The sequence below is a fragment of the Pedobacter sp. 22226 genome, from assembly GCF_052045455.1.
Taxonomy (GTDB): Bacteria; Bacteroidota; Bacteroidia; order Sphingobacteriales; family Sphingobacteriaceae; genus Pedobacter; species Pedobacter jeongneungensis.
Window position 1 is genome coordinate 67084 of sequence record NZ_JBQEPB010000005.1, and the last position, 21458, is coordinate 88541.

At 38.7% G+C, this 21458-nt stretch carries 20 protein-coding genes; 18 read left to right on the forward strand and 2 right to left on the reverse strand.

The window, feature by feature from the left end:
- Nucleotides 1-14 precede the first annotated feature (14 nt).
- The 16 genes from ACTJKC_RS12410 to ACTJKC_RS12485 all read left to right on the forward strand — a co-directional run bounded on the left by ACTJKC_RS12410 (nucleotide 15) and on the right by ACTJKC_RS12485 (nucleotide 16280).
- The gene (locus ACTJKC_RS12410; RefSeq protein ID WP_440792318.1) at nucleotides 15-236 is read left to right on the forward strand and encodes a VF530 family DNA-binding protein; all 222 of its coding nucleotides are present in this window, start codon (nucleotides 15-17) and stop codon (nucleotides 234-236) included.
- Nucleotides 237-458: 222 nt separating this feature from the next.
- Nucleotides 459-857: a hypothetical protein gene (locus tag ACTJKC_RS12415; protein WP_440792320.1), complete on the forward strand. Its 399-nt coding sequence runs from the start codon at nucleotides 459-461 to the stop codon at nucleotides 855-857.
- Between the two features lie 147 nt (nucleotides 858-1004).
- Nucleotides 1005-1175, forward strand: a complete 171-nt coding sequence (locus ACTJKC_RS12420) for a hypothetical protein (protein WP_162800006.1) — start codon at nucleotides 1005-1007, stop codon at nucleotides 1173-1175.
- Nucleotides 1176-1480: 305 nt separating this feature from the next.
- A complete protein-coding gene (locus ACTJKC_RS12425; RefSeq protein ID WP_440792322.1) occupies nucleotides 1481-4297 on the forward strand; it encodes an outer membrane beta-barrel protein in 2817 nt (938 codons plus the stop codon).
- 155 nt (nucleotides 4298-4452) lie between these two features.
- Nucleotides 4453-5055, forward strand: coding sequence for an adenylyl-sulfate kinase (cysC, locus tag ACTJKC_RS12430; protein WP_440792324.1), 603 nt, complete (start codon nucleotides 4453-4455; stop codon nucleotides 5053-5055).
- Nucleotides 5056-5536: 481 nt separating this feature from the next.
- Nucleotides 5537-8566 (forward strand): SusC/RagA family TonB-linked outer membrane protein, encoded by a 3030-nt coding sequence (locus tag ACTJKC_RS12435; RefSeq protein WP_440792326.1) that lies wholly within the window; start codon nucleotides 5537-5539, stop codon nucleotides 8564-8566.
- Nucleotides 8567-8577: 11 nt separating this feature from the next.
- Complete coding sequence (locus ACTJKC_RS12440; protein ID WP_440792328.1) at nucleotides 8578-10080, forward strand: RagB/SusD family nutrient uptake outer membrane protein; 1503 nt, start codon at nucleotides 8578-8580, stop codon at nucleotides 10078-10080.
- A gap of 54 nt (nucleotides 10081-10134) precedes the next feature.
- The gene (locus tag ACTJKC_RS12445) at nucleotides 10135-10725 is read left to right on the forward strand and encodes a discoidin domain-containing protein (protein ID WP_440792330.1); all 591 of its coding nucleotides are present in this window, start codon (nucleotides 10135-10137) and stop codon (nucleotides 10723-10725) included.
- Between the two features lie 32 nt (nucleotides 10726-10757).
- The gene (locus ACTJKC_RS12450; protein ID WP_440792332.1) at nucleotides 10758-11141 is read left to right on the forward strand and encodes a discoidin domain-containing protein; all 384 of its coding nucleotides are present in this window, start codon (nucleotides 10758-10760) and stop codon (nucleotides 11139-11141) included.
- Nucleotides 11142-11262: 121 nt separating this feature from the next.
- Nucleotides 11263-11721, forward strand: coding sequence for a hypothetical protein (locus tag ACTJKC_RS12455; protein WP_440792334.1), 459 nt, complete (start codon nucleotides 11263-11265; stop codon nucleotides 11719-11721).
- Between the two features lie 307 nt (nucleotides 11722-12028).
- Nucleotides 12029-12442: a 30S ribosomal protein S12 gene (gene rpsL / locus ACTJKC_RS12460; RefSeq protein WP_008244597.1), complete on the forward strand. Its 414-nt coding sequence runs from the start codon at nucleotides 12029-12031 to the stop codon at nucleotides 12440-12442.
- A gap of 17 nt (nucleotides 12443-12459) precedes the next feature.
- Nucleotides 12460-12927 (forward strand): 30S ribosomal protein S7, encoded by a 468-nt coding sequence (gene rpsG, locus ACTJKC_RS12465; protein WP_025145241.1) that lies wholly within the window; start codon nucleotides 12460-12462, stop codon nucleotides 12925-12927.
- A 95-nt stretch (nucleotides 12928-13022) separates the two neighbouring features.
- Entirely contained in the window at nucleotides 13023-15137 is a 2115-nt protein-coding gene (gene fusA, locus ACTJKC_RS12470; RefSeq protein ID WP_344852717.1) for an elongation factor G, read from the forward strand.
- Nucleotides 15138-15275: 138 nt separating this feature from the next.
- Nucleotides 15276-15581, forward strand: a complete 306-nt coding sequence (gene rpsJ / locus ACTJKC_RS12475) for a 30S ribosomal protein S10 (RefSeq protein ID WP_008244591.1) — start codon at nucleotides 15276-15278, stop codon at nucleotides 15579-15581.
- A gap of 99 nt (nucleotides 15582-15680) precedes the next feature.
- Nucleotides 15681-15926 carry a hypothetical protein gene (locus ACTJKC_RS12480; protein WP_344852718.1) on the forward strand — a complete coding sequence of 82 codons (246 nt, stop codon included), beginning with the start codon at nucleotides 15681-15683 and terminating at the stop codon, nucleotides 15924-15926.
- Between the two features lie 75 nt (nucleotides 15927-16001).
- Nucleotides 16002-16280, forward strand: a complete 279-nt coding sequence (locus ACTJKC_RS12485) for a hypothetical protein (protein ID WP_440792338.1) — start codon at nucleotides 16002-16004, stop codon at nucleotides 16278-16280.
- 278 nt (nucleotides 16281-16558) lie between these two features.
- On the opposite strand, the gene ACTJKC_RS12490 is transcribed toward ACTJKC_RS12485, so the two are convergent.
- Together ACTJKC_RS12490 and ACTJKC_RS12495 are read right to left on the reverse strand one after the other, a co-directional pair.
- A complete protein-coding gene (locus ACTJKC_RS12490; RefSeq protein ID WP_440792340.1) occupies nucleotides 16559-16753 on the reverse strand; it encodes a YtxH domain-containing protein in 195 nt (64 codons plus the stop codon).
- A 5-nt stretch (nucleotides 16754-16758) separates the two neighbouring features.
- Entirely contained in the window at nucleotides 16759-17121 is a 363-nt protein-coding gene (locus ACTJKC_RS12495) for a hypothetical protein (protein ID WP_440792342.1), read from the reverse strand.
- Between the two features lie 189 nt (nucleotides 17122-17310).
- Between ACTJKC_RS12495 and ACTJKC_RS12500 the strand changes: the two genes are divergently transcribed.
- Complete coding sequence (locus ACTJKC_RS12500) at nucleotides 17311-19920, forward strand: MGH1-like glycoside hydrolase domain-containing protein (RefSeq protein ID WP_440792344.1); 2610 nt, start codon at nucleotides 17311-17313, stop codon at nucleotides 19918-19920.
- Between the two features lie 102 nt (nucleotides 19921-20022).
- Nucleotides 20023-21366: a dGTP triphosphohydrolase gene (gene dgt, locus ACTJKC_RS12505; RefSeq protein ID WP_440792346.1), complete on the forward strand. Its 1344-nt coding sequence runs from the start codon at nucleotides 20023-20025 to the stop codon at nucleotides 21364-21366.
- Nucleotides 21367-21458: the final 92 nt, after the last annotated feature.

The window sequence follows — 21458 nt, forward strand, 5'->3', positions numbered from 1 at the left end:
CTTAACTTTGTGCTATGGCCGAACAGCAAAAAAACAATCCCTTACACGGTATCACCTTAGAGAAAATAGTAACCGATCTCCAAACACATTATGGTTGGGAAAAACTGGGATCATTAATCAAAATCGATTGTTTTAATAATAATCAATCTATAAAATCAAGCTTAAAATTTTTAAGAAGAATGCCCTGGGCCAGAAAAAAAGTTGAGGAGTTATACCTCGATACGTTTAATAAATGATAGAATTTAGAATGATTGAGTTTTGAATGAAGGAATGATTGAATTTTGAATGGGCTAGTTTAATCCAACATTCTCTCATTCGATCCTTCTGTCATCCAATCATTCTTCTCATTTTGTCATTCTCTCATTCAGTCATTCAGTCATTCAATCATTCAATCATTTCTCCCTCCCCTTGCAACCTTTCCTTTAAAACCGTCGTCATCTTGATCTAAACCATATCAAATGAAAAATATTTTCTTCTGTTTTTTACTAACGTTTGCGTTAAGCAGCTGTGCGCTTGGAGTAATGACTTCAATTTACTCAATTTCGGGTGGAAAAGCTGATGTTCCAAAAAAAGAAACTTATTATGTTGTGTATCAGGCTAAATTTGGCAACGGCTTAACAGCTGATGTAGCTTATACAAATGAAAGTGGAAAAGAAACAGAATTAAAAGAGGTGATTGGCACCTGGGAAAAAACAGTAGTCTTAAAATCAGGTACCCACGCCAAACTTAAAACATTAGCTACTGCGGCAACAGACGCTAAAGGCGAGTACAAAATTCTGGTAGATGGAAAAGTAGTTTCTGAATACGTTTTGAGTGGCAAAAGACTGAATTATACTTTCTCATTCGATTTACCTTAAAAAGCTAAATTTCAATCAATTATTCTTGCATTCACTCATTCTCTAATTCTGTCATTCAATAATTGATTATTCATGCATTCTTCACATTGATTTTCGAGATTTAATAAACAAAATAACAAGGTTTATTCATCATTAATCAATGTAAAAATGAAAGCAATTAAAGTTTTAGTAATCGCCCTGGTAGCCGCTTTTACCATTAATACCGTAAGCGCTCAAACCACAACTCCGGCAAAAGCAGGAACAGAAAAATCACAAACCAAAAAAGGCCATAAAAAACACCATCATAAAAAGCATGCAAAGAAAGTAGCTAAAGCTTAAAAAAGAGAAGTCTTTCAGGTAAAACCGGAAGACTTTTTTATTTATTGTCTGATAGTTATCGGCAAATCGTCATTTCGAGCGCAGTGGAGAAATCTGCTGAGTATGTTTAGATATCAGTTTTTCATTAGCAAATTCTCTTGCAACGAAGCTTGACAGAATTTTTAAGTTCCAGGTTTTTCAGGCTTCTAAACTTCTGAAGAAAAAAAATATATTTTTTTTGTCACACTTTCCACTTTTTGGTGTCTTATAGTTGAAACCTTAAAAAAGGTGAATCAAACAAACCAACAAAAAAGACAATTTTAAGTATGAAAACCTATTTATGGATATTGCTGTGCGTATTATCTACGAAAGTCTTCGCACAACAGGCGGGTAATATAAATGGAAAAATTATTGATAGAAAAACAGATCAGCCTATTGAATATGTAGGAATTATTTTATCGAATAAAGCCGATTCAACCAAAAAAGTAGGGGTGGTAACCAATAAAGCCGGGGAATTTTCTTTTAATACAGTGGCCAATGGCGATTATAAAATCAGAATTTCGGCAATGGGATATAACTCCATCACCAAAAACATCAGTGTGAGCGGAAAGGCGATCAACCTTGGCACTTTAAAATTGGAAGAAGACGCCATCGCTTTAAAAGATGTTGCGGTAAGCGGTCGTTATGCCACAGCAACGGTAAAAAAAGATACCCTGGAATTTAATGCCGATGCCTATAAAACCAGACCAAATGCTGCGGTAGAAGATCTCTTAAAGAAACTCCCGGGTGTAACGGTTGATAAAGACGGGAGTATTTTGGTGCAGGGACAAAAAGTTACCCGCTTAACTGTTGATGGTAAAGACTTTTTTGGTACCGACCCAAAAACCGCAACTAAAAACCTGCCTGCCGATGCCATTGCAAAAGTACAGCTGATTGACAGCAAAACGCAGGAAGCGAAAGCCACAGGAATTGATGATGGCCAGCGCGAAAAGGTATTGAACCTCACCATTAAAGAAGACAAGAAAAAAGGCTGGTTTGGTAATGCTAACCTTGCCGGTGGAACAACCGATAAATATGGAAGTTATTTAAGTGCTAACCATTTTAATAAGAACCTGCAATTTGCCGTTTTGGGCATGAGCAACAATACGAACGATGCCAGTTTTGGTTACGATGACCTGAGCAGTTTCAGCGGGGGCAACATCGGTAATATTTTTGCTCCACCGGCAGGCGGAAGTTTCTCGATTAATAGCAATAATGGTAAAACCACCATTGGCGGCAGCGGTGTTTTTGATAACAATGCCATTGGTTTGTACACTACGCATAGTGGCGGGGTAAATTACAGCAACTCCTGGGGCAAAAACAATAAACTAGCCATTAGCGGCAGTTATTTTACTTATTTCTCTTCCGGTTTGGGCAATAAATTATCCAATATTCAGGATTTAAGCTCGGGTGATATCTTGCGTACTTTGGATAATACCGACCGCAACAGCGATAACCAGGCACACCGTTTCAATTTTAAGGCAGAATATCATCCCGATTCGTTAACAGATATGGTTTTCCGCCCGAATGTAATTTTGAATAATACCACCAACATCAACAACCGTATTTTTAATGCTAATTTTGATGCTACGGGTAAAGCAAATGATGGAACCCAGTATTATAACCAGCATAATTTTACTCCATCGTTATTTGGTGAGTTTACCGTACTGAGGCGATTATCCAATAAAAAAGGTTCATTTTCGCTTCGTTTAAATGGTACACAGAATACCTTTAATTCTGACTGGTTAAATCAATCGCTGCTTAATCAATATATTAATGGCGGCATTACCGTTACCAATATCAACCAACAGGCCAATCAGGAAAATGCTTCAAAAACCTATACCATAAACGGAAATTATGCGAGGCAGTTAAATCAAAAATGGAGCGCCAACCTGGCTTATGGTTATACGCGTAGCATTGTTGATGCGCAGCAGATCACTTTTGATTATAACCCGACTACCGATCGCTACGAAACCATTGTGCCCTCCTTAACCAATACTTTTGATAACCGTAATACCCAACAAGTTGCTGGATTAGGTTTTATTTACACCGGAAAAGACTGGACTTATAACTTCGGGTTAAATGCACAGGAGAGTTTGTTAAATGCCAACGTATTTAATAATGTTGGCGCAAATATTGGCAATATCGAAAAATCGTATTACAATTTATTGCCGCGTTTAACGGTTAATTTTAAGAATAAGGCCAACCAAACCATTGCCATTAATTACCGGGCGAGTGTTAATTTACCTTCGGTTACGGATCTCCAACCCGTACAGAACAATACCAATCCGCTATATCAAAGAATTGGTAACCCTGATCTTGAAGCAAGAAAAAATCACCGTTTATCGGTAAACTTCAATACTTTCAGTCCTGATAATAACCATTATTGGAATGGATATTTCCTCTATAACCTGGCTTTTGACGATACCGGGAATGATATTACCTATAATAATGGTATCCAAACGGTAAAACCCATTAACGTAAATGGCAACTATTACCTGCGTGCAGGAACCTATTTCGGAATGCCATCGAAACTTAAAGGTTTAAGAATGAATTATGGCGCGAATTTTTTTACGGAACACAGAACAAACTTAATCAGCGGTGCTAAAAACATAACCAACAGGTTCGAAATTGGTCCGAATATTAACTGGAGTTACGATATAGATGATAAATTTAATGCCGGCATTTTTGCTTATGTGGGTTATACAAAAGTAAACAACACGGCTGAGTCGGCTATCGACAACAAATATTTCAGTTTGGAAAACACCCTGAACCTCAGTTACGAATTTATAAAAGATTTAAGGGTAGAGGCTGATGTAAACCACATTGGTTCTGCAGGCCGTGCCGATGGATTTAACAACAATTATTTTTTGCTTAATGCCGGGATCAATAAATATTTGATGAAAAGAAGGGTAACCCTGAGCTTAAAAGGTTTTGATATTTTAAACCAGAATACCAGCATCGATAGGATTGTAAACAGCAGCCGGATAGAAGATGTGCGTTACAATAACATTACCCGTTATTTCTACCTTTCGTTAAATTACAAATTAACCAAAGTAGGGGCAAATAACGAAAGAAGTAATCCGCGTAGTACGGTTAATTAACGGTGAACTGCAAATCGTAAACTGGAAAAGCCCTTAACATTTCAATCAGAAGATAATGTAAGGGCTTTTTCTATTTTTGAATATATTAAGTGCTAATATAAATTTAGCCTTGTATATTTAATTTTTTATTTCGCTAAATAATCACGGTTAACGTAATGTCTCTCCAAACCGAATCTAAAAAAGGCTTTGATGGCCTCAGTCAAAACGGAATCGTAATCTGGCTTTTTGGCCTGTCGGGTTCTGGGAAAACAACCATTTCTACCTTGTTAAAAGAAAAGCTGGAAGGTGAAGGTTATTTTACAGTGACATTAGATGGCGATGTACTTCGTACGGGCATTAATAAAGACCTGGGTTTTAGCGAATCAGATCGGGCAGAAAACATCAGGCGGGCCGCAGAAATTGCCAAAGTGATGTTAAAAAGTAATATCATTACCATTTGTTCTTTTATTACGCCATTGGTAGAACACCGGGCATTGGCTGCCGAAATTATCGGAGAACAGTACTTTGAAGTTTTTTTAGATTGTCCGCTGGTCATCTGCCAAAAAAGAGATGTGAAAGGTTTATACAAAAATGCCGGCTTAAACCTGATTAAAAATTTTACAGGCGTTAGTGCCAGGTTCGAGCCTGCAATACATGCAGATCTCATTATCAAAACCCATATCGAAAGTCCGGCTGAAAGTAGGGACAAGGTTTTTTCAAATATTATTTCAAAAATAAACCAACATCCACAAATACTTATTGCTAATCCCGGGCACTAATTCATTTCCCCTTCTCATTATTCTTCAAAGTTGATTTTAGGGGTATTTTTATTTCTTTTAGGTAAAAAATCTTAACGCAAACGTTTGTTAGTTTTTTTAGCAAATGGTATTCATCTGTTTTCTTATACAGATTTCCTGAATTATTGATTCGAAAAAACAGTTTCAATAATATTAAAAGGAGTTCCTGTATCAAGTTTCTGCTGCCACCCGGCAAGAGTTATAAAATCGCCCTATTTCTTTATTTATAATCAAACGTTTGCGTGGTGTTTGAAGTTTTTGTGCGTTTTAAATCGCTTAAATTAGGTTTGGAAAGAGAAAATATGAAGGTTAACCCGCTTCAATACGCCCTTCTTTTTTCAACGAGCGAGCAACAACATCCTAAAATTCTTATGCATAAAAAAGATAGTTAGCCTATGATTTAAAAAGAAGAAATCTGAATTATCTCGCCACATCCTATCAACTAACTTAAAACAACATTAACATGAAGATCAAATCTTTACTGATTTTTGGTGCAGTTGGCTTATTATGGCTTAACGAAAGTAAAGCTTTTGCCGATGTAAACCATTACACAACCCTTAATCCCAGGGCAATGGCCCCAAACCATTTTGCCGATATTACCATTAAAGGAAAAATAACCGATAAATCAGGACCGGTTCCCGGGGCAACCATTACATTAAAATCCAATCCGGCTATAGGCACTTCTACCGATGGAGCTGGTAATTTTGCAATCACTGTACCTGCCGATGGCATTTTGATCATTAAATCTGTAGGTTATAAAACACAGGAAATTCCTGTGCAGGGCAAAACTACAATCAACATTAGCCTCGAAGAAGAAAATAACAACCTGAGCGATGTGGTTGTAGTGGGTTACTCATCAAAAAAGCAGGGCGAATTGTCGAGTTCCGTTTCGATAATTTCTGCCGAAAAGTTAAAAGGGGTAGCATCTAACGATGTAATTTCCATGATTCAGGGTAAAGCCCCTGGCGTAGTGGTTTCTTCTGGCTCCGGCGATCCAACTTCTGCACCTAAAATGACAATAAGAGGTATTGGTAGTATCAATGGTGGTACAGCACCTTTGTTGGTGGTTGATGGAAATATTCTCGGCGCTTACGGTACCGAAGGTGCTACCTATAGCCCCAATGATGTAGAATCGATTACCATTTTAAAAGATGCTGCTGCAACTGGTTTGTATGGGTCGCGTGCAGGTAGCGGGGTAATTATCGTTACCACCAAAACAGGTAAAGCAGGCGAAGCTAAAATAGAATTCAGTTCAACGGTAGGTTTTAACTCTCCTTCAACCGGTAATTTCAAATTAATGAACAGTCAGCAATTGTATGATTATCAAAAAACATTTTCCAATCCAGATCCATCGGTTTTAAAAAATGATACCAACTGGTGGGATCTGGCAACGCGGAACGGTATGACTCAAAACTATACTGTATCTGCTTCAGGAGGTACCGAAAAAACACGGTATTATGTTGCCGGTAATTTTTACAGGGAGCAGGGAACAGTGGTTAATAATGACAAAAATGCATATAACCTGCGTGCAAACCTGAATAGCCAGTTAACTAAAAAACTAAAATTAAGTTTATTGCTAAATGGAGTTTTTACAAGAAATAATTACGCCAACAGTAATTCTTTGGGCGATGGATATTTAAACCTTCCTTTCGACCCTGCTTACAATGCCGATGGTACACCGGTTGATCCGCGGATTACACCAACTTGGAAAGGCCGCGATGTAGAAAACTTTCTTCATTCTACGCAGTACAATCTTTCTTACCAAAGAAGCCTGAATTTAAGTGCCGATGTGAATTTAGATTATAACATTGTAAAAAACTTAACTTTCTCCAGTTATAACAGAACCACTTTTTACAACACGTTTGCTGTAGATTATTACGATAAAAGAACCAAAGAGGGCGGAGCAACTAATGGCTCCCTTTATAATTCTACCACCTACAAAAACAGGTTGTTAAGCTCTAACAGACTGAAATATGAAAACAGCTTTGGCGAAAACCATTTAACCGTACTGGCAGTTGGCGAAGCGGAAAAATCGTACTATGATGACGCTTACTCAAACGGGAAAAATCTTCCTGCGGGCCGTCCAGTAATGTCTACTGCAACTGATATTATCAGCAATCCATCGGGTGGAACCAATGAATACAATTTTAGTAAATATTTAAGCCAGGTTGATTATAACTATGCAGGTAAATATTTTGCAATAGCATCTTTTGTGCACGAAAACTCATCACGTTTTGGTTTGAATAAAAGTGGGGGCGATTTTTATCAGTTAGGAGCATCGTGGATTTTAAGTAATGAAACATTTTTGAAAGACGTTAAAACAATTAGTTTCTTAAAGTTAAGAGCCAGTTATGGTACAACAGGTAATGCCGAAATTGGCGATTATCCTTCATTAGGGTTATATGCCATCGATGCATCGGCCAGTTATGGTGGTTTGCCAGGGGCAAGGCCTGATCAGAAAGGCAATCCTGATTTAACCTGGGAAAAGCAAAAAACGGCTAACATTGGTTTTGATATCGGTTTTTGGAACAGGATAGATTTAACAGTTGATTTATATGATAAACGCTCAAATGCTTTATTGTTTAAAGTTCCTTTGCCATCAACCGATGGTTACGGTTATATTTTTCAAAACGTTGGGGCATTAAAGAACAGAGGTCTGGAGTTCAATTTAACCACTAAAAATTTTACCGGAGAATTTAAATGGGAAACCAATTTAAATATGGCCTTTAACCGCAATACAATTTTAGGCTTAACAGAGGGAAAAGATGCCATTACACCGGGTGGTTCGCAACCTAAAGCGGTAGGGCACGATATTTACGATTACAAAATGCCGATATGGGCAGGTGTAGATCCGAATAATGGCGATCCGCTATGGGAAAAAGTGATCACTGATGCAGACGGGGTAAACCATATTGCGGTAACCAACACCTACTCACAGGCTACCCGCCAATATACAGGTACATCGGCCTCGCCAAAATTTACCGGTGGTTTTACCAATACCTTTAGCTATAAAGGTGTTTCACTAAGTGCATTTTTCAATTTTGTTTACGGTAACGAGGTTTACAACAATAGCCGTGCTTATTTTGATAACGATGGCTTGTACGAAAGCTATAATGCCATGGTATTAAAATCGGGATGGAGCAGATGGGAAAAAGTTGGAGATATTGCCACACACCCAAAACCGGTGTTAGGTGGTAACCACGATTCCAATCAGCAATCATCACGTTACCTGGAAGATGGAAGTTATATCCGCTTGCGCAACATTACGCTCGGTTATCAGATTCCAGCCAGCTGGTTAAGTAAAATTAAAATAAGTAGTGCCAGAATTTTTGTTAGCGGAGATAATTTATGGACAGGGACCAAGTTTTCGGGTATAGATCCTGAGGTTGTACTTGCACCAGATGATAATGATCCCAATGTTATTCCGGGTAGTTCTAGTTTTAGATACCCGATCAGCAAAAAAATATTGTTTGGTGTAAACATTAGTTTATAGGAGAGGAAAAAATGAAAGCGAATCAAATTAAAATATATATAGTTGCACTTGCACTGATTTTTAGTGTAAGTAGTTGTAAAAAGGAAGTAAAACCATCAACAGCGATTGATGACGAATCTGCATTGACAAATCCTGGTGATATCGAGACTGCAACGATTGGCACTTATGCGGTATTGCGGAATGCGACCTATGTGCGCAGTGCCCATTTTTTAACAGAATTTCAAGGGGATAATGTGGCCCAGGGACAACCATCTTCTGATGATCTTTCAAGGTGCTACCGTTATACCCACATTCCTACAGGAACACACGGCGCTAACTTTTGGAAACAGGCTTATTACGTTATTGTTGCTGCAAATAAGATTATAGCAGCTATTCCGGATAATTCGAGTGCGGATTTAAAGCAGCTTAAAGGTGAAAATCTTTACCTGAAAGGAATGATGGAGTTTAACCTGGTTCGCGTTTTTGGAAGACCATATACACAGGGTAACGGCGAAAATCCGGGTGTTCCCATCTTAAAAGAAGGTGTACCCGCGGGCACTCCGGCAAGAAATACAGTTAAAGAAGTATATGCTGCTGCCATTGCCGATTTATTAAAAGCAGCCGATTTAATGACTGTAGCAAAAGCAGACATTTTTGCTTCTAAAGAAGTTGCCTATGCTTTGCTGTCACGTATTTATTTAAATATGGGCGATAATGCTAATGCGATAAAATATGCTGATCTGGTAATTGCTTCCGGTCGTTATAAATTACTTCAGGGAGCCGATTATGCCAGTTATTTTACTAAAACACCTGAAGCCAATTCGGAAACTATTTTTGCCATTCGTTATACCAAAACAGAAGATCAGGATTTTGGCGCCATCGGCTCCATGTATTATAGCGGTACACCGGGTGCTTTATCTACCCCGGGTGCGCAGGGCAATACCGGTTATGGCGAAATTTATGCTTCTCAGCAATATGTGGCAGAGCTGGATAAAAATCCTGCAGATTTAAGGCACAGTTTTATTGCTCCTTACAAAATTAACGGTGTATTGCAGGTAAATACCAAGATTGCGCCAAATGTGCCGATGTATTATGTAACCAAATATAATTTGCAGGAAGGAATTGCAAATTTAAGCTCGCCGGTTTACCTGCGCCTGGCCGAAATGTATCTGAACAAAGCTGAAGCAAATGCCAAACTGGGCAATGCGCAACTGGCTCTTGATGATGTAAACCTGATCAGAACGAGAGCCGGAATCCCCGTTTTAACGCTTGCAGGCATTGCTGCAGAAAATAAAACAGCTTTGGATGTAGTTTTGGAAGAACGCAGACTCGAATTTGCTTTTGAAGGACAGCGCGCTTACGATTTGTTCAGGAACAACAGACCAATGACAAGAAACTATCCGGGTACCCATGCCTTAAATAACACTCCCAATACCAACATTACGCAAACCATTTTGCCAACTGATGCCCGTGTTATTTTTTATGTTCCGCAATACGAGATAGACAATAACAAAAACCTAACGCAAAATCCTTAGTGCATTTATGGTAACAATCATGGCTTTATCACCATTGAAATCAAAATTAAAGAGATGAAAAATATAAAAATATATGTCATTTACCTTCTTTTTGCAGGTTTGGCAATAAGTTGTAAAAAGGAGAAGAGTGCCGAGCTGACTTCCAATTTAGAAGAGGTTGTGTTAGACCGTACAGGCTGGAGTGCTACAGCCTCCAGTCAGGAAACAGCTAACCTTCCGGCAACTGTTTTAGATGGTAATACGGATACCTTTTGGAGTTCGAATGCTACAGCTGCATTTCCACATTGGCTATTAATCGATATGAAAAAACAGACCGTAGTAACAAAAATCGGTTTAACTACAAAACAGGGCGACCCGAAAGGTTTTACCAAATTCAGATTGGAAGGCAGTAATGATGGAACCAGTTTTACCGCTATTGGCGAGCTTGCGTTTAATCCTGCCACTTATACCGAACAGGCATTTACCTTATCGCCGGCAAGGAATGTGCGTTACCTTAAGTTAACCGCTTTAGAAAAAGCTGCAACGCAAACGGGTAATATTACTTTTTTAGCAGAATTTAGCGTAACTGGTTTGCAGGAAAGAAAACCGCTTACCGATATTGCATTGAGCAAACAGGGTGGACGGCAACAGCTTCGAGCGAAGTAAATTTTCCGGGCGATGAATTGAACCTGGCCTCAATGATTGTAGATCCTATATCTACCAAAAGCCCGATACCTGATGATTCACAAGTTCCCTCGTTTTGGCAGGTCGATTACGATGTGTTACATCCATACCCGCATTGGATTATTGTTGATATGAAAAAGGCGAGTTTACTTTCTTACATCGGCCTTAACGCCCATACCGACCCGAAACAAGGTTTTAGCAAATTTTCTATTTCGGGAAGTGTAGATGGTACAACTTTTACCCAATTGGGCGATAACCGGAATTTTAATCCGACCACGGTTAATGAGCAAAAATTTGCCGTTTCGCCAACAGCTCCGATCCGTTACGTCAAAATTACTTTGCTAGAAGGTGCCAGTTACCCTTGCCTCGCTAATTTTGAAGGATATGTGAAACTCTAAAATTATGGTAAATTCAAGGAAAGCGATCTTAATTAAGATCGCTTTCCTTGTTTAAAGCCTCTTTTGTATAGTTTATTAACTGATAAACAATATCTTTGAGTGATATTTTATCCTGTTATCTATGAAGAAAACGCTACTATTTATTTTCACCATTATATTAACATTATCTTTTTCGGGCTGTAAAAAAGGCAGCATCAAAAACCTGAACAACATTACCTACGGTTCATCTTTTGGCATGTGCGTGGGTTATTGCTCCAGCAGTTTAGTGATCAGCGACTTAAAACTTACCTTTTCCAAATCGAAAAATGCCCAGCCAGCCGATACCAAAACCTGTAGTAAAACAATTTCGGAAGCAGATATAGATGCCATCAAAAGCGAACTCAACATCAATAAGATTTCGAACCTGCCCGAAGTAATCGGCTGCCCTGATTGTGCCGATGGCGGAGCCGAATGGATTTCGATCAATGCCGATGGCAAACAATATAAAATTATCTACGAGTACGGTAAAGCACCGAAAGAACTAGAAGCGGCGGTAGCTAAGTTAAAAGTGCTTAAAGATAGTTTTAAGGATTGTAACTGAGGTAATTAATTTGTTTTAGCTAAATCTATCTCGAGGTAGATCTCTCCGCTGCTTTCCAGTAGAGGTGACGAATTTATTTCGTACCCCGGCAAATGAAAAGCTGCCAACTGAAAACTATCAATTGCCAACTCATTTATAACCCCTTAATTTCCAACTCCCAACTAAAAACTCCCGTCTCCAAACTTTTTACGCTAACCCCTTGATTTTTAAAAAGAATTGTTCTACTTTTGCAGTCCGTTTTATGGGCTATCTGTGAAGATGCCGGGGGAGCGGTAAATTTTTTAAATAAAAAACATAAAAAAGCACAATGCCAACCATTCAACAATTAGTTAGAAAAGGTAGAGTAGCACTGGAGTTCAAGAGTAAGTCTCCAGCGTTGGACAGCTGTCCACAGCGAAGAGGTGTATGTACACGTGTGTACACCACTACCCCTAAAAAACCAAACTCAGCAATGCGTAAAGTAGCCCGTGTTCGTTTAACGAACGGTAAAGAGGTGAATGCATACATTCCTGGAGAAGGTCACAACTTACAGGAGCACTCTATCGTATTGATCCGTGGTGGTCGTGTTAAAGATTTACCAGGTGTACGTTACCACATCATCCGTGGTGCATTAGATACATCAGGTGTAGCTGGTCGTAACCAACGTCGTTCTAAATACGGTACTAAACGTCCTAAACCAGGTCAAGTAGCTGCGGCGCCAACTAAAGGTAAAAAGAAATAATCGGGAGGAAATAAGAAATGAGAAAGTCAAAACCAAAAAAGAGAATTATTCTTCCTGATCCAAAATTCAATGATGTTCAGGTAACCCGTTTTGTAAATAACATGATGTACGATGGAAAAAAATCTATCGCTTATTCAATCTTTTACGATGCTGTTGAAATTGCTGAGAAAAAAGCAGGTGAAAACGGTTTAGAGGTATTTAAACGTGCATTAACTAACATTATGCCAGCTGTAGAGGTTAAATCTCGTCGTGTTGGTGGTGCTAACTTCCAGGTTCCAACTGAGGTTAGACCAGAGCGTAAAACAGCTTTAGGTATGAAATGGTTAATTTTATATGCTCGTCGTCGTGGTGAAAAAACGATGAAAGAGAAATTAGCTGGTGAAATCGTAGCTGCCGCTAAAGGTGAAGGCGCTGCTGTTAAAAAGAAAGAAGATACGCACAAAATGGCTGAGGCTAACAAAGCGTTCTCTCACTTCAGATTCTAATAATAAAAATGTTTGAATGATTGAATTTTGAATGAATGAATGTTTTTTTAACCATTCGCTCATTCTCTAATTCAATCATTCTCTAATTAAATACAATGGCAAGAGATTTAAAATTTACAAGAAATATTGGAATCGCGGCTCACATTGATGCGGGTAAAACCACAACAACCGAGCGTATTCTTTATTATGCTGGTGTAAGCCATAAAATTGGTGAAGTGCACGAAGGTGCTGCAACAATGGACTGGATGGCACAAGAGCAAGAGCGTGGTATTACCATTACTTCTGCTGCAACTACGGTTAACTGGAAATACAGAAACCAGAACTATCACATGAACATTATCGATACACCGGGACACGTGGATTTTACCGTAGAGGTAAACCGCTCGTTACGTGTATTGGATGGTTTGGTGTTCTTGTTCTCTGCTGTTGATGGTGTTGAACCTCAATCAGAAACCAACTGGCGTTTAGCAAACAACTATAACGTTGCCCGTATCGGTTTCGTTAACAAAATGGACCGTTCTGGTGCAGATTTCTTAAAAGTTGTTAAACAGGTTAAAGATATGTTAGGTAGTAATGCAGTTCCTTTGCAATTACCTATCGGTTCTGAAGATCAGTTTAAAGGTGTGGTTGATTTGATCAACAACCGTGGTATCGTTTGGAACGAGCATGATAAAGGTATGACCTTTACTGAAGTGCCAATTCCTGATGATATGATTGATGAGGTTGCTGAGTGGAGAGAAAAATTATTAGAATCAGTTGCTGATTATGATGAGTCTTTGATGGAGAAATTCTTCGAAGCACCAGATACCATCACTGAGCGTGAAGTTTTAGACGCTTTACGTGCAGCTGTGTTAGATGCTAAAATCGTTCCTATGGTTTGTGGTTCATCTTTCAAAAACAAAGGTGTTCAAACCATGTTGGATTACGTGATGGAATTATTGCCTTCGCCTTTAGATTCTGAAGGTGTTGTTGGTACTAATCCTGATACTGGTGCTGAAGTTTTATTAAAACCAAGCATTGAAGAGCCATTTGCAGCTTTAGCATTTAAAATTGCAACTGACCCATTCGTAGGCCGTTTATGCTTTATCCGCGTTTACTCAGGTAACTTAGAAGCCGGTTCTTACGTTTACAATACCCGTTCAGAAAGTAAAGAGCGTATTTCACGTATCTTCCAGATGCACGCTAACAAGCAAAACCCGGTTCCTAATGTGGCTGCTGGTGATATTGCTGCGGTAGTTGGATTTAAAGATATCAAAACTGGTGATACACTATGTGATGAGAAAAACCCTATCGTTCTTGAATCGATGGTATTCCCTGAGCCGGTTATCGGTTTAGCTATCGAGCCTAAAACTCAGGCTGACGTTGATAAATTAGGTATGGGCTTATCTAAACTGGCTGAAGAAGATCCTACGTTCAGGGTTCAGACAGATCAGGAAACTGGTCAGACAGTTATCTCTGGTATGGGTGAGCTTCACTTAGACATCTTAATCGACCGTTTAAAACGTGAGTTTAAAGTAGAAGTTAACCAGGGTGCACCACAGGTAGCTTACAAAGAAGCTATTTTCGGTACAGCAGAACACCGTGAAGTTTACAAAAAACAATCAGGTGGTCGTGGTAAATTTGCTGATATTAAAGTGGTAATCTCTCCAATTGATGCAGACTTCGAAAAAGGCGGTTTACAGTTCGTAAACGAAATTGTAGGTGGTTCAATTCCTCGTGAATTTATCCCTTCAGTTGAGAAAGGATTTGCTTCTGCAATGGCGAATGGTGTATTAGCTGGTTATCCGCTTCCTGATATGAAAGTACGTTTGATTGATGGTTCATTCCACGCAGTCGATTCAGATGCTTTATCATTCGAGCTTGCTGCCCGTATGGCATATCGTGAGGCTTTACCTAAATGTAGACCATCTTTGATGGAGCCAATCATGAAAATCGAAATCTTAACCCCTGAAGAAAACATGGGTGATGTTATCGGTGATATGAACCGTCGTCGTGGCCAGTTACAAGGTATGGATACCCGTAATGGTTCTCAGGTAATCAAAGCATTGGTTCCACTTTCAGAAATGTTCGGTTATGTAACTCAGTTACGTACCATCACTTCAGGTCGTGCAACTTCTACAATGGAATTTGATCACTACGAGCCAGCGCCTAAAAACGTACAAGACGAAGTAATTGCTAAGTCTAAAGGAAGAGTAAAATCTGAAGACTAACTAGTATCAAGATAAAGTATTAAGTATCAAGACCTGCATTAAGTCTTGATACTCGATACAAAAATACTTGCTACTAAAAATGATAAATCCGGTTTCTGTTGTTAATAGCTCTAACAGGAAGCCATAATTAAAAATAAGATGAGCCAAAGAATCAGAATTAAATTAAAATCTTACGATTACAACTTGGTAGATAAATCTGCTGAGAAAATCGTAAAAACTGTTAAACCTACGGGTGCAGTGGTTAGTGGTCCGATTCCACTTCCAACAGAGAAAAAAATCTTTACTGTATTACGTTCTCCACACGTAAACAAAAAAGCCAGAGAGCAGTTCCAATTGTGCGCTTACAAACGTTTATTGGATATTTATAGCTCTAACTCTAAAACAGTTGATGCTTTAATGAAACTTGAATTACCTAGTGGTGTTGAAGTTGAAATCAAAGTTTAATTGATTTAAAAAAAACAAAAAAGGTCGCGATGAAAATTGCGGCCTTTTTTTATGCCCGGCCTTTTTCAAACAAAAGCGGGTGAGTTCGGTTTAATTGTTATGAATAAAGACGAAAATCAACACGAAGAACTGCCTGTAGAGGGACAGGATTTTGCCAGCCCGGAAGAAGAACAGAAAAAGAAACCATCTTCACACGGAGAAGTAGCCAATCAGAAAGGTAGCGATTTCTCTGAACTGGAAGAAAGCAGAATGGAAAAACCACCCAAGCACCGTGAAGAAAATGGATCAAGCAAGGATGACCTCGATAGCGATACCAAAATAGACCAGAGTAAAGGGGTTAAATAGTAATCGCTTATCTCTTAAACATTTTCATCTTTTCAATTGTTGTTAAGAATAGAATTACCTGAAAATAATGCGACTATGGAAATGAATGATGAGAATAAGAAAAAGGAAATAGATCCACAACTGGGTATTGATCGTGATGAGGAAATAGACTGGGACAATGGAGAGGCTACCTACGGGCATAAACGTACTGATTTTAGGCGGAAGGATGAGCCAAACGAAACGCATTTAGCGAAAACTGATGGTGCTGCTCATGATGTTAATAAAGAGCTTAAAAATTCTAATTTAAGTCAGAATGAGGATATTGGGAATAGAAATAAAGATGCAGATAAAGGCATCAGTGGGAAAGATCAGTAAATGAATGATTTAAAAGGGAATATTCATATAGAATAATCCCCTAATAATATTGATGCATTTTTCCGGCAGATGGAAATTAATTAGGATTCCACAACTGAAATGCGTTAATCAAGGGGCAATTGCCCTCAAATCGTTTAGTCTCTGATTTTAGTTAATCTTTGTCGCGAATCCTACAGCGGCGCAAATTTCAACGATTTATAACCAATTTACAAAAGCAATCATCATATATTTATTGATATATGTCAATTGTTGATGTCTTTCTGGTTTGTCTCAAGCTGTCAGTATAAATCACTAGTCTGCGAATAATCCTGCCTGATCCGCTCTCCATAGTTTTTAACTTGATCAACATATTCAGGAGCTTTTTCTTTAAAATCATCAACTAATGATTTCCCGTCTGTAGCTCTTTTCTTAGTAGCATATTTAAACCCGTAAACTGCTGCTGCGCCTAAAATGGCATATTTTAATAATCCCATAAAAATTATATTCCTGTATTTAACGCATGGTCTTCATCTGTTTCATTAAGGCCCGATTTGTTTTTAAAATCATCAGATGGACTTCCGGTATGGCTTTCTGCACTTTTTACAGTAGGATGCTTGTCTGCACTGTTGTATGTATCATCGCTAAGTGAATCTTTACCTTGTGTACCCGAATTATCAAAGCCATCTTTTGCAGCTGGGTTTCCTTTAATCAATTCACTTGGTTCTTTTCCGTAAGCAGTTACCTCATTTACATCATTACCGGCTTCGTAAGCTTTTTGTACATCCGATTTTTCTTCCTGCTGATTATCCTGTCCTACATAACCTTCAGTATGTTCTTCCTTATTATAGATGCTCGTTTTCATAGAAATAAGATTAAATTTCACTTAAACAACGTTTCTGAAACCAAAAGGTTTGTATTTTATTGCCAATTTCATGACTTAAGCCTTAGAATATATTTATTTTAATCGTTGATATTTAACCCGATATTGATAAGCTGAAAGCAAGCTGGTAATAAGTAAGTTTAGCAAATGCACCATTAGTTAATTTTAAATATGAGCAAGGCAGAGCAAGACCGGATTAATCAACAATACGCCAATCAAAAAGCATGGCTTAAGTGGGGGCCGTACGTTACCGAGCGCCAGTGGGGAACCGTGAGGGAAGATTATAGCCCTGATGGAAATGCCTGGGATTTTACCACGCACGATACGGCAAGGAGCAAAGCTTTTAGGTGGGGCGAAGAAGGAATAGCAGGTATAAGTGATGACCAGCAGCTGCTTTGTGTAGGATTAGCTTTGTGGAACGGAAAGGATGCTATTTTAAAAGAAAGGCTTTTTGGTTTGAATAACGGAGAGGGAAATCATGGAGAGGATGTTAAGGAGCTTTATTATTATCTGGATAATACCCCCATGCATACCTACATGCAAATGTTGTATAAATATCCGCAGTCTGCTTTCCCTTACTCCAGGCTTGTAGAAGAAAATGCCAAACGATCCAGGCAGGAACCCGAATTTGAATTGATGGATACAGGCATATTTGATGAAGATAAATATTTTGATGTTTTTATCAGTTATGCAAAGAATGATGTGGATGATCTGCTCATTAACTACACTATTTTTAACAGAAGTAACGAAGATGCCGGGCTTCATATTTTACCACAATTATGGTACCGTAACAACTGGAGCTGGAATGGTGCTACTGCTAAACCTGCAATTAGCAGTATAGGAAAAAATAAATTGCTTTTGCATTCAGAAAAGCAAGGTAAATTATATTGTTATACAGATGGCGGCCCCGAATTTTTATTTACCGACGACGAAACCAATAATGAACGTTTGTATCAATCGGCCAATGCATCAGATTTCGTAAAAGATGGCATAAACGATTACCTGATAAATGGAAATAAAAAGGCGGTAAACCCTGCTAAAACAGGAACCAAAGTTGCGGTTCACTATACAAAGCTTATCCCTGCAAAACAAAGTATAAGCATAAAATTAAGATTAAGCGGTATCCAGTTAAAAGCGCCGTTTGAAGATTACGATCAGATTTTTGAAGATCGTAAAAAGGAAGCCAATGAGTTTTATGCTGATAAATACGCTGCAAATAGTAGTGATGAAGAAAAAATGCTGCAACGACAAGCCTGGGCAGGTATTTTATGGAATAAGCAGTATTATAATTATGATGTAAATACCTGGTTAAAGGGCGATGCCGGCTTACCTAAACCTGCAAATGAAAGAACATGTGGCAGAAATTACCATTGGAGCCACTTTATGGCCAATGATATTATTCTAATGCCTGATAAATGGGAGTACCCCTGGTTTGCCGCCTGGGACCTTGCCTTTCATTGCATAGCGCTTGCACCTGTAGATCCGGATTTTGCCAAACAGCAATTGCGATTGTTATTAAACAACAGTTATATCCATCCTAACGGACAGTTACCCGCATACGAGTGGGATTTTACAGATGCAAATCCACCCGTACATGCATTGGCTTCTTATAAGGTGTACCTGGTAGATAAGAAAATAAAAGGAACCGGTGATTTAAAGTTTTTAGAAGAGGTGTTTCAGCGTTTGCTACTCAATTTTACGTGGTGGGTAAACCAAAAGGATAGCGAGGGGAATAATATTTTTGAAGGCGGCTTTCTGGGGCTTGATAACATTGGGGTGTTTAACCGAAGTGAGCCTGTGCCCGGTGGTGGTTTTTTAGAGCAGGCAGATGGCACCAGCTGGATGGCCATGTATGCTCTTAATATGCTTCAAATAAGTATAGAACTTGCTCTACATAATCCATTATACGAAGATATGGCGATTAAATTTGCCGAACATTTTTTATTCATTGCCGGATCAATTGATAATATGGGCGATCATCAAGTTGGTTTATGGGATGATCATGATGGTTTTTACTACGATTTATTACGTAATCCCGATGGAAACTGGGATCGGTTACGCCTTCGCTCTCTTGTTGGTTTAATCCCCATGTTCGCGGTAATTGTTTTTAGCGATAAAGATTGGAAAGACTTGCCAAAACTGAGATCTCACCTGGAGGCTTTTATGCTTCAGCGGCCTGATTTGGTGCAGCTGGTGAGTCATTGGGCAGATACAAGCGGAAATGATAAACACTTGTTTTCACTTTTGCGCGGCCACAGGATGAAAATGCTCTTACGCAGAATGCTGGATACTAACGAGTTTCTTTCTGATTATGGTATCCGGTCGGTTTCCAAAATTTATGAAACGCATCCGTATTGTTATTGGTTAAATGGAAGTGATTATTCTGTAAAATACATTCCTGCGGAAAGCGATACAGGCATGTTTGGTGGCAACAGCAATTGGCGCGGACCAATCTGGATGCCTTTAAACTATTTATTGGTTGATGCCTTAAAACACTTTCACGAATATTATACAGACGATTTTAGGGTAGAATATCCAACAGGATCAAGCGAATATTTTTCATTAAATGAAATTGCAGATTTATTGAGCAAAAGGATGAAAAATTTATTCCTCAAAAATGATAAAGGTGAGCGTGCGGTATTTGGAGGTTATCCCAAGTTAAATCACGGCGAACATTTTAAAGACTACATTTTATATTACGAATACTTTAACGGTGAAAACGGAAAAGGTTTAGGCGCCAGCCATCAAACCGGGTGGACTGCTTTGATTGCCCTTTTATAGCATCAAAATAATATGAAATCCTTAAAAAAGCAAAGGTTTTAAAAGCGAATCTTTTATTTAGTACCCCTGAATCATTAACTTCGCCCAAAATTAATCGAACGCATGGAGTGGAAATATTTACTGTCAAATAAAAGGTACGGACAAGAACAGTATGGTGCCAGTACCGATAGGGCACGTTCTGATTTTCAACGTGATTACGACCGCTTAATTTTTTCATCCCCGTTTAGAAGATTGCAGAATAAAACACAGGTTTTCCCTTTACCGGGAAGTGTTTTTGTGCACAACCGTCTTACCCATAGTTTAGAAGTGGCAAGTGTGGCCCGCTCCATGGCTAACATTTTCCTTAACAGTGTAAATACGCACAACCCTGAACTGATTAAGGAAGTGCCTTTAATTAACGAAGTGGGTAACATTGTTGCAGCTGCTGCATTGGCACATGATTTGGGTAACCCTGCTTTTGGCCATTCGGGTGAAGCAGCCATTTCGAGGTATTTTACCGATGGCGATGGCCGTGTTTACCAAAAAGACATGAATGAATCACAATGGCACGATTTAATCAACTTCGAAGGAAATGCAAATGCCATCCGCATTCTTACCCATCCGTTAAAAGGAAAAGGCAATGATGCCTATGCTTTAACCTACTCAACCCTGGCTTCGATAGCTAAATACCCCTGTGCATCCATTGCGGGTAAACAAAAGGGCTTTTTGCACCGCAAAAAATATGGTTTCTTCCAGTCGGAAGAAGAAACGTTTAAAAAAATTGCTACCGAACTTCATTTAGAACAGGAAGAAAGCGAATACCTGATTTATAAACGTCATCCTTTGGTGTACCTGGTTGAAGCCGCAGACGATATTTGTTATAGCATAATCGATCTGGAAGATGCACACCGCTTAAAGATCCTGTCGTACGAAGAAGTAAAAAATTACCTCCTGCCATTTGCCAACTCTGCCACAATCGAGGAGCGTTTAAAAAACGATTATGAAGATGATGATGCCAAAATCGGGCTATTAAGGGCAAAAGCCATTAATACCCTGACCAACCAGTGCGCAGCTATCTTTTTCGAAAAGCAGGTAGAATTGTTAAAAGGCAAGTTAAATCAAAGTTTAACCGATTTACTGCCTGAACCCTACATTTCGGCCTGGAAAGCCGTCGAAAAAATTTCAGTAGAACGCATTTACAACTTTTCTTCGGTAATACAAAAAGAAGTGGCTGGTTATAAAATAATGGCAGGTTTATTAGAAGAATTTGTACCTGCATTAATCCATAACAATACGCATTATTATAAAAAACTGGTAAAGCTGATCCCAAAACAGTACCATACCGATTTAACCGATATTTATTCCATTACACAGAGTGTATTAGATTTTGTTTCGGGAATGACAGACCTCTACGCGGTAGATTTATACCGGAATATTAAAGGAATATCTTTCCCTTCAGAAACATAACCGTTTTAAAACGGCTATGGGTTTTTTGTCCTTCTTTTATTAGCTAAAATCATTTTACAAGCTTCTAAACGGAGTGTTCGTGTAAAATTATG

Bases quoted from the DNA above. Each gene is read 5' to 3' on its own strand.
- ACTJKC_RS12410 (WP_440792318.1), top strand. From the start codon at position 15: ATGGCCGAACAGCAAAAAAACAATCCCTTACACGGTATCACCTTAGAG.
- ACTJKC_RS12415 (WP_440792320.1), top strand. From the start codon at position 459: ATGAAAAATATTTTCTTCTGTTTTTTACTAACGTTTGCGTTAAGCAGC.
- ACTJKC_RS12420 (WP_162800006.1), top strand. From the start codon at position 1,005: ATGAAAGCAATTAAAGTTTTAGTAATCGCCCTGGTAGCCGCTTTTACC.
- ACTJKC_RS12425 (WP_440792322.1), top strand. From the start codon at position 1,481: ATGAAAACCTATTTATGGATATTGCTGTGCGTATTATCTACGAAAGTC.
- cysC (WP_440792324.1), top strand. From the start codon at position 4,453: ATGTCTCTCCAAACCGAATCTAAAAAAGGCTTTGATGGCCTCAGTCAA.
- ACTJKC_RS12435 (WP_440792326.1), top strand. From the start codon at position 5,537: ATGAAGATCAAATCTTTACTGATTTTTGGTGCAGTTGGCTTATTATGG.
- ACTJKC_RS12440 (WP_440792328.1), top strand. From the start codon at position 8,578: ATGAAAGCGAATCAAATTAAAATATATATAGTTGCACTTGCACTGATT.
- ACTJKC_RS12445 (WP_440792330.1), top strand. From the start codon at position 10,135: ATGAAAAATATAAAAATATATGTCATTTACCTTCTTTTTGCAGGTTTG.
- ACTJKC_RS12450 (WP_440792332.1), top strand. From the start codon at position 10,758: ATGATTGTAGATCCTATATCTACCAAAAGCCCGATACCTGATGATTCA.
- ACTJKC_RS12455 (WP_440792334.1), top strand. From the start codon at position 11,263: ATGAAGAAAACGCTACTATTTATTTTCACCATTATATTAACATTATCT.
- rpsL (WP_008244597.1), top strand. From the start codon at position 12,029: ATGCCAACCATTCAACAATTAGTTAGAAAAGGTAGAGTAGCACTGGAG.
- rpsG (WP_025145241.1), top strand. From the start codon at position 12,460: ATGAGAAAGTCAAAACCAAAAAAGAGAATTATTCTTCCTGATCCAAAA.
- fusA (WP_344852717.1), top strand. From the start codon at position 13,023: ATGGCAAGAGATTTAAAATTTACAAGAAATATTGGAATCGCGGCTCAC.
- rpsJ (WP_008244591.1), top strand. From the start codon at position 15,276: ATGAGCCAAAGAATCAGAATTAAATTAAAATCTTACGATTACAACTTG.
- ACTJKC_RS12480 (WP_344852718.1), top strand. From the start codon at position 15,681: ATGAATAAAGACGAAAATCAACACGAAGAACTGCCTGTAGAGGGACAG.
- ACTJKC_RS12485 (WP_440792338.1), top strand. From the start codon at position 16,002: ATGGAAATGAATGATGAGAATAAGAAAAAGGAAATAGATCCACAACTG.
- ACTJKC_RS12490 (WP_440792340.1), bottom strand. From the start codon at position 16,753: ATGGGATTATTAAAATATGCCATTTTAGGCGCAGCAGCAGTTTACGGG.
- ACTJKC_RS12495 (WP_440792342.1), bottom strand. From the start codon at position 17,121: ATGAAAACGAGCATCTATAATAAGGAAGAACATACTGAAGGTTATGTA.
- ACTJKC_RS12500 (WP_440792344.1), top strand. From the start codon at position 17,311: ATGAGCAAGGCAGAGCAAGACCGGATTAATCAACAATACGCCAATCAA.
- dgt (WP_440792346.1), top strand. From the start codon at position 20,023: ATGGAGTGGAAATATTTACTGTCAAATAAAAGGTACGGACAAGAACAG.